We start from the raw sequence: 13,845 nt of genomic DNA, 5'->3' as shown, positions 1-13,845 counted from the left end.
CCCTCACCCGTGCCCCAAGCCGCACCAGGGCCCCGCCCGCGGCGCCGAGCGCCCTGGCGACCGCGTCACGCGCACCGTTCACGCTCACCACCTCCGCGGGCGGTGATTGGCGTGGGCGACCTTGGCGCTCAGCTCCTCGCCGGGACTCGCCGGGCGCGCCGCCTCCGGCCGGCAGTCCCACTCCAGCCCGCCGCCGGGCGGACGGAGCTGAAGCGTGCCGCCCTCCGAGCCCATGACCTCGCCGAGTCGGCCTGTGTCCGTGTCCATGACGAACTGATGTCGCACGTAAGAGTGTTGAGTGACCTCTTTCACGAGGGGAGCGTCACATTCCGTGTTCCCCTGCGAACAGTGCGCCGACCCGTACGGATTTCGCGTACGGGCGCCCGGGCGTGACGTACGGATACGGGTGGAGGGTTGCATCCATATGCACACGACGCGAAGGCACCGGAAGAACGCCTCGGCCATGAGGCTGGTCGGCAGGCAACTGGCCTGCTTCCGCGAGGCCGCCGGCCTCACCCAACGCGAACTGGCAGCGGAGTTCAACCTGGCGGAGGAGACGGTCGCCTCCATCGAACAGGGCCGCCGCCCCCTGAAGCACGACCTGGCGGCGCGCTTCGACGAACGGCTGGGGACGAAGGGGGCACTGTCGGTCGCCGTCGACAACCTGCCGGAGGTGGACCGCATCCCGGCATGGGCGGAGGAGTACATGGATCTGGAGCGGGAGGCACTGGCGCTGTGCTTCTACGCGAACCAGGTGCTCCCCGGCCTGCTCCAGACCAAGGCGTACGCACGCGCGGTCTTCCGCAGCAGGGTCCCCGCCTTCAGCGAGGAAGAGGTCGAATCACAGGTCGCCGCACGCATGGAGCGCCAGTCGATCCTGCGCCGCGATGTGCCGCCGAATCTGAGCTTCGTCATCTGGGAAGCCGTCTTGAGAGACAGGCTCGGAGGGAACGAGACGCACACCGAACAGCTGCGGCACCTGCGCGCGTACGCCTGCCTCCTGGGGGTCACACTCCAGGTCATGCCGCTCGGCAGGGTCTACCACGCAGCACTGGACGGCCCTTTCGTCCTGCTGGAGACGCCTGACCACCAGCACCTCGCTTACAGCGAGACCCAGCGCGGAAGCCAACTCGTCACTGATCCGGACGAGGTGTCCATCCTGGCCCAGAAATATGCGATGCTGCGGACTCAGGCACTCAACTCCGAAGACTCCCAAGCCTTGTTGGATCAGCTGGTAGGAGAGCGATGAGCACCGCACCGACGTGGTTCAAGTCCAGCTACAGCGGCAGCGAGGGCGGCGAGTGCCTCGAAGTCGCCTACGCCTGGCGCAAGTCCACCCACAGCGGCAGCGAGGGCGGCAACTGCCTCGAAGTCGCCGCCCACCCCACCGCCGTCCACGTCCGGGACTCCAAGAACCCGAGCGGTCCCATGCTGACCCTCGCCCCCTCCGCCTGGACCGCCTTCACGGCTTTCGCCTGCTCCGGCACCTCCGGCTGACCCGTGTTGTGCGGGGTGGCCGTGCGGGGCCGCAACGGCCACCGTTCACAACACCGCCCCGCCGGAACCCCCACTCCCCGGGCACCGACCGCGTCAATACCCGCACGGCGGGCGCGGGGCAGCCGCCGCCGTGCGACGGAACGCGGCCCCGCGGCGCGAGCGCGGGCGGGTACGACAGACCCGCGGGACCCGTTGTACGGCCCAGTCCGCTCAGCACCTCGGCGAGCCGCTCCCAGCCCGCCGCAGGCAGGGCGGTGCCCCGCAGGCCGTCCGAACCGTCCAGGCCGTCCGAACCGTCCAGGCCGTCCGGGCGGCCCAGGCCGTCGACGACGGCTACGGCGTCGGCGATGCCGCGCACCGGGCCGCGCAACGGCCCGCCGGCGGTGCGCTCAGCGCAGCCACCTCGCGACCTCGGTCGCCCAGTACGTGAGGATCGTGCTCGCGCCCGCCCTCTTGATGCCGAGCAGGGCCTCCAGGATCGCCTTGTCCCGGTCGATCCAGCCCTTCTCCGCAGCCGCCTCGATCATCGCGTACTCACCGCTGATCTGGTACGCGGACACCGGCACGTCCACGGCCTCGGCGACCTTCGCCAGGACGTCCAGGTAGGGGCCGGCCGGCTTGACCATGACCATGTCGGCGCCCTCTTGGAGGTCCAGCGCAAGTTCCCGCAGCGACTCCCGGACGTTCGCCGGATCCTGCTGGTACGTCTTCCGGTCGCCCGTCAGGGAGGAGGCGACGGCCTCCCGGAACGGCCCGTAGAACGCCGACGAGTACTTCGCCGTGTAGGCGAGGATCGAGACGTCCTCCTTGCCGATGGTGTCCAGCGCCTCGCGGATCACCCCGACCTGGCCGTCCATCATGCCGCTCGGGCCCACCACGTGGACGCCCGCGTCGGCCTGGACCTGGGCCATCTCGGCGTACCGCTCCAGGGTCGCGTCGTTGTCGACCCGGCCCCCGGCGTCCAGCACACCGCAGTGGCCGTGGTCCGTGTACTCGTCGAGGCACAGGTCGGACATGATCACCAGCTCGTCGCCGACCTCGGCCTTCACGTCCCGGATGGCGACCTGGAGGATCCCGTCGGGGTCGGTGCCCGCCGTGCCGAGGGCGTCCTTCTTCCCGTCCTCGGGGACACCGAAGATCATGATCCCGGCGACGCCCGCCCCGGCCGCCTCCGCCGCGGCCTTCCGCAGCGTGTCCCGGCTGTGCTGGACGACACCGGGCATGGCGGAGATCGGCACCGGCTCGCTGATGCCCTCCTTCACGAACGCGGGCAGGATCAGATCCGCCGGGTGCAGGCGGGTCTCCGCGACCATCCGCCGCATCGCGGGGCTGACCCGCAGCCGCCGGGGACGCGCCCCCGGGAAGGATCCGTACACGCTCATGAACATCCGCCTCGCGCTCGGTCGTACTCGTGGACATCGTGGACATGTCTACGCTACGCCCGCGCCGCACCCGCCCGTGCGAAAGCCTCCGTGCCGGGTGCGGAAACCCGACGCGGGGCACAAGGCCCATGCCCGGCACAGAACGCCGACCCCGACGCCGGGCAGCGACCGTCGACGCCCATGCGGGCACAGAGCCGCCGCCGGGCACAAGGCCCACACCGGGCGGCGGAACACCCACGCCGCCCGCACCCACCGCCCGCACCCGCACCCGCACCGGCACCGGCACCGGCGACAGGCCTGCACGGACGACGGGCCCGTGCCGCCGTCGGCACGGGCCCGTCAGAAGGTCGTACGCCCCGCTCAGGTCGTCCGGCGGCGTCTCGCGCCGGGACGCCGCTCGCTCGGCCTCGTGACGGCCTCGCCGGCCTCCCTCGCCGCCTCGCGCCGCGCCGCGCCGAACGCGGCGAGGGCCTCGGCCAGCTTGTGCACGGACGGCTCGGGCGACAGCACGTCCACCCGCAGGCCGTGCTCCTCGGCGGTCTTGGCCGTGGCGGGACCGATACAGGCGATCACCGTCACGTTGTGCGGCTTCCCGGCGATGCCGACCAGGTTCCGCACCGTGCTCGACGAGGTGAACAGCACCGCGTCGAAGCCGCCGCCCTTGATCGCCTCACGGGTCTCGGCCGGCGGCGGCGAGGCGCGCACGGTCCGGTAGGCGGTGACGTCGTCGACCTCCCAGCCCAGCTCGATCAGGCCCGCCACCAGCGTCTCGGTGGCGATGTCGGCCCGCGGCAGGAAGACGCGGTCGATCGGGTCGAAGACCGGGTCGTACGGCGGCCAGTCCTCCAGCAGTCCGGCGGCGGACTGCTCGCCGCTGGGCACAAGGTCCGGCTTGACGCCGAACTCGACCAGCGCCCTCGCGGTCTGCTCGCCGACGGCCGCGACCTTTATCCCGGCGAAGGCGCGGGCGTCGAGCCCGTACTCCTCGAACTTCTCGCGCACGGCCTTGACCGCGTTCACCGAGGTGAAGGCGATCCACTCGTAGCGGCCGGTGACCAGGCCCTTGACGGCGCGCTCCATCTGCTGCGGGGTGCGCGGCGGCTCGACGGCGATGGTCGGGACCTCGTGCGGCACCGCCCCGTACGACCTGAGCTGGTCGGAGAGCGAGGCCGCCTGCTCCTTGGTGCGCGGCACCAGGACCTTCCAGCCGAACAGCGGCTTGGACTCGAACCAGGCGAGCTGATCGCGCTGCGCGGCCCCGCTGCGCTCACCCACCACGGCTATGACCGGCTGGTGCCCCTCGGGGGACGGCAGCACCTTCCCCTGCTTGAACACCTGGGCGATCGTGCCGAGGGTCGCCGTCCAGGTCCGCTGGCGGGTCGTCGTACCGGCGACGGTGACGGTCAGCGGGGTGTCGGGCTTGCGGCCCGCCGCGACCAGTTCGCCCGCCGCGGCGACGACCGTGTCCAGCGTGGTGGAGACGACGGCGGTGGCGTCCGACGCCCCCACCTCGGCCCAGCAGCGCTGCGAGGCGGTGCGTGCGTCGACGAAGCGGACGTCGGCGCCCTGCGCGTCGCGCAGCGGCACACCGGCGTACGCCGGCACGCCGACCGCGGCGGCGACGCCCGGCACGACCTCGAAGGGGATGCCCGCGGCGGCGCACGCGAGCATCTCCTCGCCCGCGTTGCCGTCCAGTCCCGGATCGCCCGACACCGCACGGACGACCCGCTTGCCGCCCCTCGCGGCCTCCATGACAAGATTGACCGCATCCCCGACTGAGGGGATGGACGGGGACGTTGACGTCTCGTCAGCGTGCCCGTGCTGCGCATCCCGGTCGTGCGCGGCCAGCCGCGGCACGTCCGCCCCGGACCGCGCATGCGTCCTTACGACGTCCAGCACCTGTGGTTCCGCGACCAGGACGTCAGCGGCCGCCAGTGCCTCCACGGCGCGCAGCGTCAGTAGTCCCGGATCCCCGGGTCCGGCACCGAGGAAGGTGACGTGCCCGTGCCCATGTGCGGCGACAATGCCGACCGTGGCGACAGCTGCGGGAAGGTTCGAGGTGGTGGGGCTCAATGTGCTCGCTCCCCCATAAGACCGGCCGCACCCTTGGCGAGCATCTCGGTGGCGAGTTCGCGACCGAGTGCCAGGGCGTCGTGGTGCGACTTAGGTACGGGACCGGTGGTGGACAGCTGCACCAGCGAGGAACCGTCGGTGGTACCGACGACGCCGCGCAGGCGCAGTTCTTGGAAGGTCTCCCCTTGCCCGTCGGCCAGCAGGTCGGCGAGTGCGCCCACGGGAGCACTGCAGCCGGCCTCCAGGGCGGCGAGCAGGGAGCGCTCGGCGGTCACGGCGGCCCGGGTGAACGGGTCGTCGAGCTCGGCGAGCGCGGCGGCGAGGTCCGCGTTGTGCGCGGTGCACTCGACTGCCAGGGCCCCCTGGCCGGGGGCGGGCAGGATGTGGTCGACCGACAGGAAGTCGGTCACCTCGTCGCTCCTGCCGAGGCGATTGAGGCCGGCGGCCGCCAGGACGACCGCGTCCAGTTCACCGCTGCGGACGAGCCCGATGCGGGTGTCGACATTGCCGCGTATGGCGACGGTCTCGATGCGCAGTCCGTGGTTACGGGCGTACGCGTTGAGCTGCGCCGTCCGGCGCGGCGAGCCGGTGCCGACCCGCGCCCCGTCGGGGAGCCGTTCGAGGGTCAGGCCGTCGCGGGCCACGAGCGCGTCGCGCGGGTCCTCGCGCTGGGGGAGCGCCGCCAGCGTCAGCTCCTCGGGCTGCGCCGTCGGCAGGTCCTTGAGGGAGTGGACGGCGAAGTCCACCTCACCGCGGAGCAGCGCGTCGCGCAGCGCGGTGACGAACACCCCGGTGCCGCCGATCTGCGCGAGGTGCTCGCGGGAGGTGTCCCCGTACGTCGTGATCTCGACGAGTTCGACGGGCCGGCCGGTGACCCGGCGGACCTCCTCGGCGATCATTCCGGACTGGGCCATGGCGAGCTTGCTCCGCCTGGTTCCCAGCTTCAGTGGTGCATGGCTGTTCATGCCCGGCCTCGATTCGGGTCACGGGTGTCGGCCCTGCTGACGGCGGCGACCGTCTCGGGGTCGAGGTCGAAGAGTTCCCGCAGCGCGTCCGCGTACCCGGCGCCGCCGGGTTCGCTCGCGAGCTGCTTGACCCGCACGGTCGGGGCGTGCAGGAGCTTGTCGACGACGCGGCGCACGGTCTGGGTGACCTCGGCGCGCTGCCGCTCGTCCAGGTCGGGCAGGCGCCCGTCGAGCCGGGCGATCTCGCCGGCCACCACGTCCGCGGCCATGGCGCGCAGGGCCACCACGGTGGGCGTGATGTGTGCGGCGCGCTGCGCCGCGCCGAACGCCGCGACCTCGTCGGAGACGATGGTGCGCACCTGCTCGACGTCGGCGGCCATGGGGGCGTCCGCGGACGCCTCGGCCAGCGATTCGATGTCGACGAGGCGGACGCCGGGGACGCGGTGCACCGCGGCGTCGATGTCGCGGGGCATCGCGAGGTCGAGCAGGGCGAGCCGTGCGTGGCCGTTCGCGGCGGTGAGGCGTACGGGCTCGGCGGCGGCGGTGGGCGCCGCCTGGGCGCCGCTTCCGATCACCACCCGCTGCGGGGCGGGCTGCCGCTCGGCCGAGCCGGCCGCGACCCAGGCCGCGTGCAGTTCCGCCGCGTCGGTGTCGGTGGCGCGGGCCGCCGGGATTCCGGAGTCGTCCAGGCCGACGGGACAGCCGCCGTCGGTCTCGGCGCCGGCCGCGGGAACCGCGGGGGCGGGGTTCTCGGGGATGCGTCCGTGCCGCTCCGCGGCGGCGGCGAGCCGCGCGACGAGGCTGCCCTCGGGGGCGCGCAGGCTCGGTGCGGGCTGCTTGGCGGCGGGAGCGGGGCGGGCGGCGAGCGCGTCGGCGACGGCATCGGCGGTCAGGACGAGGCCGGTGGCGCCGGTGCATGAGATCGCGACGTCGACTCGTGTCAGTTCGGCGTCGGTGGCCTCCATCGTGACGGCCCTGACGGTGAGCGTGTCGGTCGCCTCGCCGAGCGCGGCGGCAAGACGCTCGGCCCGCTCCAGTGTTCGGTTGGCGATGACGAGTTCGGTCACACCGAGGCGGGCGAGCGTCGTCGCGGCGAGCGAGGACATGGAGCCGGCGCCGATGACGAGGGCGCGCCTGCCCCGCGCCCAGTCGCCGACCGGCGCGCCGGCGGCGAGCTGTTCCAGGCCGAAGGTGACCAGGGACTGCCCGGCACGGTCGATCCCGGTCTCGGAGTGGGCGCGCTTGCCGACCCGCAGGGCCTGCTGGAACAGGTCGTTGATGAGCCGGCCCGCGGTGTGCAGGTCCTGGGCACGGGCGAGGGTGTCCTTGATCTGGCCGAGGATCTGGCCCTCGCCGACGACCATGGAGTCGAGGCCGCAGGCCACCGAGAACAGGTGGTGGACGGCACGGTCCTCGTAGTGCACGTAGAGGTAGGGGGTGAGCTCCTCCAGCCCGACGCCGCTGTGCCGGGCGAGGAGCGTGGACAGCTCGGCGACACCGGCGTGGAACTTGTCCACGTCGGCGTAGAGCTCGATGCGGTTGCACGTGGCCAGCACCGCCGCCTCGGTCGCCGGCTCGGCGGCCAGCGTGTCGTGCAGCAGCTTGTGCTGGGCCTCGGCGGTGAGCGCGGCCCGTTCCAGCACGCTCACCGGCGCGCTGCGGTGGCTCAGGCCCACGACGAGCAGACTCATGCCGGCATCACGGCGGGCACGTCCCCGTCGGGTCCCTTCCGGTCGGCGGCCGCGCCGGCCACCGCTTCGGCCGCCGCTTCGGTGGTGGCCACGGGCGGCGCCACGGGTCCCGGCACCTGGCCGTCCGCGGCGGCGGCCGCCGCGGCGGCCGATTCCTCGCCGGCCTTCCGCTGCTCGTGGAAAGCGAGGATCTGCAGTTCGATGGAGAGGTCCACCTTGCGCACGTCGACCCCGTCCGGCACGGACAGCACGGTCGGCGCGAAGTTCAGGATGGAAGTGACACCGGCGGCGACGAGCCGGTCGCACACCTGCTGGGCGGCGCCCGCAGGGGTGGCGATGACGCCGATGGAGACACCGTTCTCGGTGATGATCTTCTCGAGGTCCTCGGTGTGCTGCACCGGCATCCCGGCCACCGGCTTGCCGGTCATCGCCGGGTCGGCGTCGATCAGCGCGGCCACCCGGAAACCGCGGGACGCGAAGCCGCCGTAGTTGGCGAGAGCGGCACCGAGGTTACCGATACCGACGATCACGACCGGCCAGTCCTGGGTGAGCCCGAGCTCACGGGAGATCTGGTAGACGAGGTACTCGACGTCGTACCCGACACCGCGCGTCCCGTAGGAACCGAGGTAGGAGAAGTCCTTCCGCAGCTTCGCGGAGTTGACCCCGGCCGCCGCGGCCAGTTCCTCGGAGGACACCGTCGGGACCGACCGCTCGGACAGCGCGGTCAGGGCGCGCAGATAGAGCGGAAGGCGGGCGACGGTGGCCTCGGGGATTCCTCGGCTACGGGTCGCCGGTCGGTGAGTTCGGCCAGTTGCCACGGTGCTCCTGCGGGTAGAGCGAGGCTGCAGGCGGCCGTACGTCCCAGGACCGCCCCGTCGAATGCAGGCTATGTCTTTGTGAACGCGTGCACAAAGATGGTGTCCGCTTTGTCCGCGCAAAGTGACCGGGCTCACGCGCCCCGGAGTCCGATCACCGGAACTCCCGCCGGGGCCGCGCCGTTGAAGATCAGAAGGGGGCACAACCGAACACACTCCTTACGATCAAGCCCCCGAGATCCCCCAAATCGCCCCGATGGTACTGCGTTTCCCTAACGCGCCCCCAGTGCGCGACGGAGCCTGTTTTCATCGACGCGCCAGAAGGTGTGCTGTTTGCCGTCGACGAGAACGACCGGGATCTCCTCCCAGTACTTCCGGTGCAGCTCAGCGTCCTGAGTGATGTCCTTCGACTCCCACACGGCACCGGTTTCCGCGCACACCTTCTCCACCACGCGCTGTGCGTCCTCACACAAATGGCAGCCGGGCCTGCCGATCAAAGTGACCACCCGGTCCGCCGCGTCGTTCTTCTTGCTCGTACGAAACATGGGGCTCATACGGACATTGTCCCGCCCCCGCACATCACCGGGAATGCCAGTGGAACAGCACACCACTCGTCTGCGTAACCAGGAGTTCACGCCCTGCAAGCCCCGCGACGCCGGAAGTACTGAACAGACTGGCTATGCTCACGTCATGGCCGCACTGGGATGGCTCACCCCCCGTAGGCGCTCCGCGACCGCGCGCAGCGTGCTGGCCGGCGAGGCAGCAGCCGAGGCGGCGCGCAAGTCGGAGCGGCAGGCGCATGCCCTCGATGTCCTCGAAGCCCTGGAGACGGGCGCGGAGAAACCCGCGGAGCCGGAGTTCCCCGTCACCGGTGACGAGCACGCCGCCGCCTTCTTCGACCTGGACAACACGGTGATCAAGGGCGCCGCGATCTTCCACATGGGTCGCGGGCTGTACCGGCGCAAGTTCTTCCAGCGCCGTGAGCTGGCCAGATTCGCCTGGCAGCAGGCCTGGTTCCGGCTAGCGGGCGTCGAGGACCCCGAGCACATGCAGGACGCCAGGGACAGCGCACTGTCCATCATCAAGGGGCACCGCGTCTCCGAGCTGATGGAGATCGGCGAGGAGATCTACGACGAGTACATGGCGGAGCGGATCTGGCCGGGTACCCGCGCCCTCGCCCAGGCCCACCTGGACGCGGGCCAGAAGGTGTGGCTGGTCACGGCCGCCCCGGTCGAGACGGCCACGATCATCGCCCGCCGCCTCGGCCTGACCGGCGCCCTCGGCACGGTGGCCGAGTCCGTCGACGGCGTCTACACCGGCCGGCTCGTCGGCGAGCCGCTGCACGGGCCCGCGAAGGCGGAGGCGGTGCGCGCGCTGGCTGCCGCCGAGGGCCTGGACCTGTCCCGCTGCGCGGCGTACAGCGATTCGTCGAACGACATCCCGATGCTGTCGCTGGTCGGCCATCCGTACGCCATCAACCCGGACAGCAAGCTGCGCAAGTACGCGCGGGAGCGGGACTGGCGGCTGCGGGACTACCGCACCGGCCGCAAGGCCGCGAAGGTCGGCATCCCCGCCGCGGCGGGCGTGGGCGCGCTCGCCGGGGGCACGGCCGCCGCCGTGGCCCTGCACCGCCGCCGCCGCTGACCCACCGCCGCTGACCCGCCGCCGGGATCGTGGCGGAGAGCGACGCCACCGCCGGGGTCCGGGGGCCGGACAGCGACGCCGGCCCGCGTCGGCGACCGCGCGACGTCACCGCCGCGTCGCGCACCCGCCGTTCCCGCTTCCGCCTGGGGAAACGGTCCTTCCCCGCCCACTCATGGTTCCCGCCAGTCGGATTGGGCGTCAGGGACCACAACACACTCCCCATTTCACGCAGATCTTGCGAAAAAACGGTCAATTCCTGGCTGGCCGTAGCAACTTGAACGATCGCCAATCGACAACGGGAACGACGTAACCGACGATTTGGGCAACTGGGTGTAGTGCTCCCTGTACGAAGCGTTATTCTCCTCAGACGCACACCGGTACCCACGCGTCGCCACGACGGGTGAACGGTCCCGTACTGAACGTGATGGAAGCTCTGCCTCTGGGAGTCTCGTGTACCCACACGTCGGGGTTGACGCCTCGGGCCTGGCTACGCTGCGCGCAACGGTCCTCGACCATCTGCGCGGCTTCGTCCCCACCGCGTACGCCGCACCCGCCTTCGCCGCGGCCGTCCCCGCCGCGGCCGCCGGCGCGGGCCCTGCCGGGCCTTGCTACGCGCTGGCGGACGGGGGGGCCGCCGTCGGCAGACGCAGCCGCACCCCAACCGCCTCCGCGGCCGCCCGCAGGCCGGGCGCGGACAGTGACAGCGGCCGCATGATGGACCTGGTCGAACGCGCCCAGGCCGGGGAGGCCGAGGCCTTCGGCCGCCTGTACGACCAGTACAGCGACACCGTCTACCGGTACATCTACTACCGCGTGGGCGGCAAGGCGACCGCGGAGGACCTCACCAGCGAGACGTTCCTGCGCGCCCTGCGCCGCATCTCCACCTTCACCTGGCAGGGCCGTGACTTCGGCGCCTGGCTGGTCACGATCGCCCGGAACCTGGTCGCCGACCACTTCAAGTCGAGCCGCTTCCGCCTCGAAGTGACCACGGGCGAAATGCTCGACGCCAACGAGGTCGAGCGCAGCCCCGAGGACTCCGTCCTGGAGTCGCTCTCCAACGCCGCGCTCCTCGAAGCCGTGCGCAAACTCAACCCGCAGCAGCAGGAGTGCGTGACCCTGCGCTTCCTGCAGGGCCTCTCGGTGGCCGAGACCGCCAAGGTCATGGGCAAGAACGAGGGCGCCATCAAGACGCTCCAGTACCGCGCGGTGCGCACCCTGGCCCGGCTGCTGCCGGAGGACGCCCGGTAGCCCGCGCACCCCGCCCGGTGACCCGGGCACACCTCGGGAGCCCCGGAAGCCCGGGATCGAAAACGACCACAACACCTTTCCATCCACAGTCTGTGACGGGACAATGACGCTCCGGTCCGATCATCGGGAGTCCGTAACCCAGGTGCCGTGCCGCTCGTTGGGCGGGATGCAGGCTCCCTGTGGTCACGCCATGCCCGCAGCCACTCACTCGATCGTGTGGATGTGTTCAAGGTGTGCAACCTTCCGGACCCTTGGGGGAGTCGACCGTCATGACGAGAGGAGGTGCCGCCAGTGATCGCGAACGTATCGGCGCACCGGCGGGCGAACGCCTTCGCCCAGGCCCTGGAGGACGAAGCGCTCCAGGACACGTCGGCCCGGCAGCCCGAGCAGGCGGCGGGCGATCAGGGCAGTGGCCGGACCTCGGCGGAACAGGCCGAGCGGACCCGGTTGCTCGCCCTCGCCAGAGGCCTGGGCGAACTGCCGCCGCCGCAGCTCGACCCCGAGGTCAAAGTGGTGCAGCGGGCGCAACTCGTCGCCGCCATGGAGGCCATGCTGGCCGGCGGCGCGATCGGGGACCCTCAGGTCCCCGAGCAGCGGACGCGTAAGGGCGCGCACCGCGCGGCCCCGCTGCGCAGACTGCGGCAGGGCGGAGCATGGTCCAAACTCGCCGCGGGCGGACTGACCGTAGGCGTGGCCGCCGGCGCCCTCGGCGGCGTGGCAGCGGCCAGCTCGGACGCCCTGCCGGGCGACTCGCTGTACGCGCTGAAGCGCGGCATGGAGGACCTCAGACTCGGCATGGCCGACGACGAGGACGACCGCGGTCGGCTCTACCTGGACCAGGCATCCACCCGCCTCGGCGAGGCCCGCAGGCTCATGGAACGGGACCGCCGCGGAGAGCTGGACCACGAGACACTCGGCGAGGTCAGGCGCGCCCTGTCCGGAATGCGCCACGACGCGGCCGAGGGCCACCGGCTGCTGCACGACGCCTTCGAGAAGAACGGCTCGCTCGCCCCCATCCAGGCGCTCACCGCCTTCTCCGACTCGCACCGCGACCCCTGGAGCCGCCTGCGCGAACGGCTGCCCGCCCAGCTGGCCGACGTCGGGAACGAGGTCAACGAGGTCTTCGAGGCCATAGAGCAGGAGGTCGAGCCGCTGCGCTCGATGCTGCCCGGCGAGGGCAGTCCCGGCTCGGACCAGGCTTCCCAGCAGCCCGGCGGCGCCGAGGACGGCTCCGGATCCGTCACCTCACCGGACGACCCGGCGGCCTCCTCCCCCGCCGTCTCTCAAGGCGCCGGGACCACGGGCGGCAGCACCAAGCCCGGCGGCTCGGGACGCGGCAGCGGCGCGGAGGAGGACACCGAGGACGACGGCGGACTGCTCGGCGGCTCGGACGGCGGCGGACTGCTCGACCCGCCGGCACAGACCAGCCCCAGCCCCAGCGGCTCCACGAGCACGTCGGAGCCCGACATCACCCTCCCGCCGCTGCTCCCCGGCATCCTGCCGGGCCTGGGCATCGACGGCGAGGACGTCGACTAGCAGGGCCGTCCCCCGTACGAAGAAGGCCGCGAAGAAGTTGGGCGCCCCCTCGGCCGGGGGCGCCCAACTTCTTCGCGGCACCGGGCACGCTCAGAAGAACACGGACCTGCGCTGCACCAGCAGCTTGTACAGCGTGTGCTGGATCTGCTCGCGCACCTGGTCCGTCAGGTTGAACATCAGCATCGGGTCCTCGGCCGCCTCCGGCGGGTAGCCGTCCGTCGGGATCGGCTCACCGAACTGGATCGTCCACTTCGTCGGCAGCGGCAGCGCGCCCAGCGGACCCAGCCACGGGAACGTCGGCGTCAGCGGGAAGTACGGGAAGCCCAGCAGCCGCGCGACCGTCTTGGCGTTGCCGATCATCGGGTAGATCTCCTCGGCCCCGACGATCGAGCACGGCACGATCGGCACCCCGGCCCGCAGGGCCGTGGAGACGAAGCCGCCCCGGCCGAACCGCTGCAGCCGGTAACGCTCGCCGAACGGCTTGCCGATGCCCTTGAAGCCCTCCGGCATCACCCCGACGACCTCACCGCGCCCCAGCAGCGTCTCCGCGTCCTCCGTGCAGGCCAGCGTGTGGCCGGCCTTCCGCGCCAGCTCGTTGACGACGGGCAGCATGAAGACAAGGTCCGCGGCGAGCAGCCGCAGGTGCCGCCCCGCCGGGTGGTTGTCGTGGACGGCGACCTGCATCATCAGGGCGTCCAGCGGCAGCGTCCCCGAGTGGTTGGCGACGATCAGCGCACCGCCCTCCGAGGGGATGTTGCCGATGCCCTTCACCTCGACCCGGAAGTACTTCTCGTAGACCGGCCGCAGCAGCGACATCAGGACCTGGTCGGTGAGCTCCTTGTCGTACCCGAAGTCGTCGACCTCGTAGTCCCCGGTGAGTCTGCGCCGCAGGAAGGACAGTCCGCCCGCGATGCGGCGGTCCCAGCCGCCGTTCTCCCGGTGCACGGGCCGCTCCTCCTCCGCGGCGGCGGGCGCCTCGGGGAGGGCCTTGGGG

The 13,845-nt window shown here is 71.9% G+C and carries 13 protein-coding genes; 5 read left to right on the top strand and 8 right to left on the bottom strand.

The window, feature by feature from the left end:
- Positions 1-84: 84 nt before the first annotated feature.
- Positions 85-267, bottom strand: coding sequence for a hypothetical protein (locus GUY61_RS23990; RefSeq protein ID WP_166632313.1), 183 nt, complete (start codon positions 265-267; stop codon positions 85-87).
- A 157-nt stretch (positions 268-424) separates the two neighbouring features.
- Here GUY61_RS23990 and GUY61_RS23985 point away from each other — a divergent pair, with 157 nt between their 5' ends.
- Together GUY61_RS23985 and GUY61_RS23980 are read left to right on the top strand one after the other, a co-directional pair.
- Positions 425-1,249 carry a helix-turn-helix transcriptional regulator gene (locus tag GUY61_RS23985; protein ID WP_166632312.1) on the top strand — a complete coding sequence of 275 codons (825 nt, stop codon included), beginning with the start codon at positions 425-427 and terminating at the stop codon, positions 1,247-1,249.
- Positions 1,246-1,497 (top strand): DUF397 domain-containing protein, encoded by a 252-nt coding sequence (locus GUY61_RS23980; protein ID WP_166632311.1) that lies wholly within the window; start codon positions 1,246-1,248, stop codon positions 1,495-1,497. Before GUY61_RS23985 ends, GUY61_RS23980 begins: the two co-directional genes overlap by 4 nt.
- Positions 1,498-1,886: 389 nt before the next feature.
- Here GUY61_RS23980 and hemB read toward each other — a convergent pair whose 3' ends face one another.
- The 6 genes from hemB to GUY61_RS23950 all read right to left on the bottom strand — a co-directional run bounded on the left by hemB (position 1,887) and on the right by GUY61_RS23950 (position 8,977).
- On the bottom strand, positions 1,887-2,879 hold the full coding sequence (gene hemB / locus GUY61_RS23975; RefSeq protein ID WP_166632310.1) for a porphobilinogen synthase: 993 nt from the start codon (positions 2,877-2,879) through the stop codon (positions 1,887-1,889).
- Between the two features lie 360 nt (positions 2,880-3,239).
- On the bottom strand, positions 3,240-4,904 hold the full coding sequence (locus GUY61_RS23970) for a uroporphyrinogen-III synthase (protein WP_166632314.1): 1,665 nt from the start codon (positions 4,902-4,904) through the stop codon (positions 3,240-3,242).
- Between the two features lie 44 nt (positions 4,905-4,948).
- Positions 4,949-5,917: a hydroxymethylbilane synthase gene (hemC, locus tag GUY61_RS23965; protein ID WP_166632309.1), complete on the bottom strand. Its 969-nt coding sequence runs from the start codon at positions 5,915-5,917 to the stop codon at positions 4,949-4,951.
- Complete coding sequence (locus GUY61_RS23960) at positions 5,914-7,608, bottom strand: glutamyl-tRNA reductase (protein WP_166632308.1); 1,695 nt, start codon at positions 7,606-7,608, stop codon at positions 5,914-5,916. The genes hemC and GUY61_RS23960 overlap by 4 nt, the downstream gene beginning before the upstream one ends.
- The gene (locus GUY61_RS23955; protein ID WP_166632307.1) at positions 7,605-8,426 is read right to left on the bottom strand and encodes a redox-sensing transcriptional repressor Rex; all 822 of its coding nucleotides are present in this window, start codon (positions 8,424-8,426) and stop codon (positions 7,605-7,607) included. The genes GUY61_RS23960 and GUY61_RS23955 overlap by 4 nt, the downstream gene beginning before the upstream one ends.
- 269 nt (positions 8,427-8,695) lie before the next feature.
- Complete coding sequence (locus tag GUY61_RS23950; RefSeq protein ID WP_166632306.1) at positions 8,696-8,977, bottom strand: glutaredoxin family protein; 282 nt, start codon at positions 8,975-8,977, stop codon at positions 8,696-8,698.
- Between the two features lie 136 nt (positions 8,978-9,113).
- Between GUY61_RS23950 and GUY61_RS23945 the strand changes: the two genes are divergently transcribed.
- The 3 genes from GUY61_RS23945 to GUY61_RS23935 all read left to right on the top strand — a co-directional run bounded on the left by GUY61_RS23945 (position 9,114) and on the right by GUY61_RS23935 (position 12,851).
- Positions 9,114-10,067, top strand: a complete 954-nt coding sequence (locus GUY61_RS23945) for an HAD family phosphatase (RefSeq protein WP_166632305.1) — start codon at positions 9,114-9,116, stop codon at positions 10,065-10,067.
- A gap of 450 nt (positions 10,068-10,517) precedes the next feature.
- Entirely contained in the window at positions 10,518-11,315 is a 798-nt protein-coding gene (locus tag GUY61_RS23940) for an ECF subfamily RNA polymerase sigma factor, BldN family (RefSeq protein WP_166632304.1), read from the top strand.
- A gap of 291 nt (positions 11,316-11,606) precedes the next feature.
- Complete coding sequence (locus GUY61_RS23935; protein WP_166632303.1) at positions 11,607-12,851, top strand: DUF5667 domain-containing protein; 1,245 nt, start codon at positions 11,607-11,609, stop codon at positions 12,849-12,851.
- A 90-nt stretch (positions 12,852-12,941) separates the two neighbouring features.
- Here GUY61_RS23935 and GUY61_RS23930 read toward each other — a convergent pair.
- The coding region (locus tag GUY61_RS23930; RefSeq protein ID WP_166632302.1) for a lysophospholipid acyltransferase family protein at positions 12,942-13,845 on the bottom strand (904 nt) is incomplete at its 5' end.

The sequence above is a fragment of the Streptomyces sp. GC420 genome, from assembly GCF_009916105.1.
Taxonomy (GTDB): Bacteria; Actinomycetota; Actinomycetes; order Streptomycetales; family Streptomycetaceae; genus Streptomyces.
The sequence above is the reverse complement of the archived record's forward strand: the minus strand, read 5'-3'. Positions and strand labels throughout refer to the sequence as shown.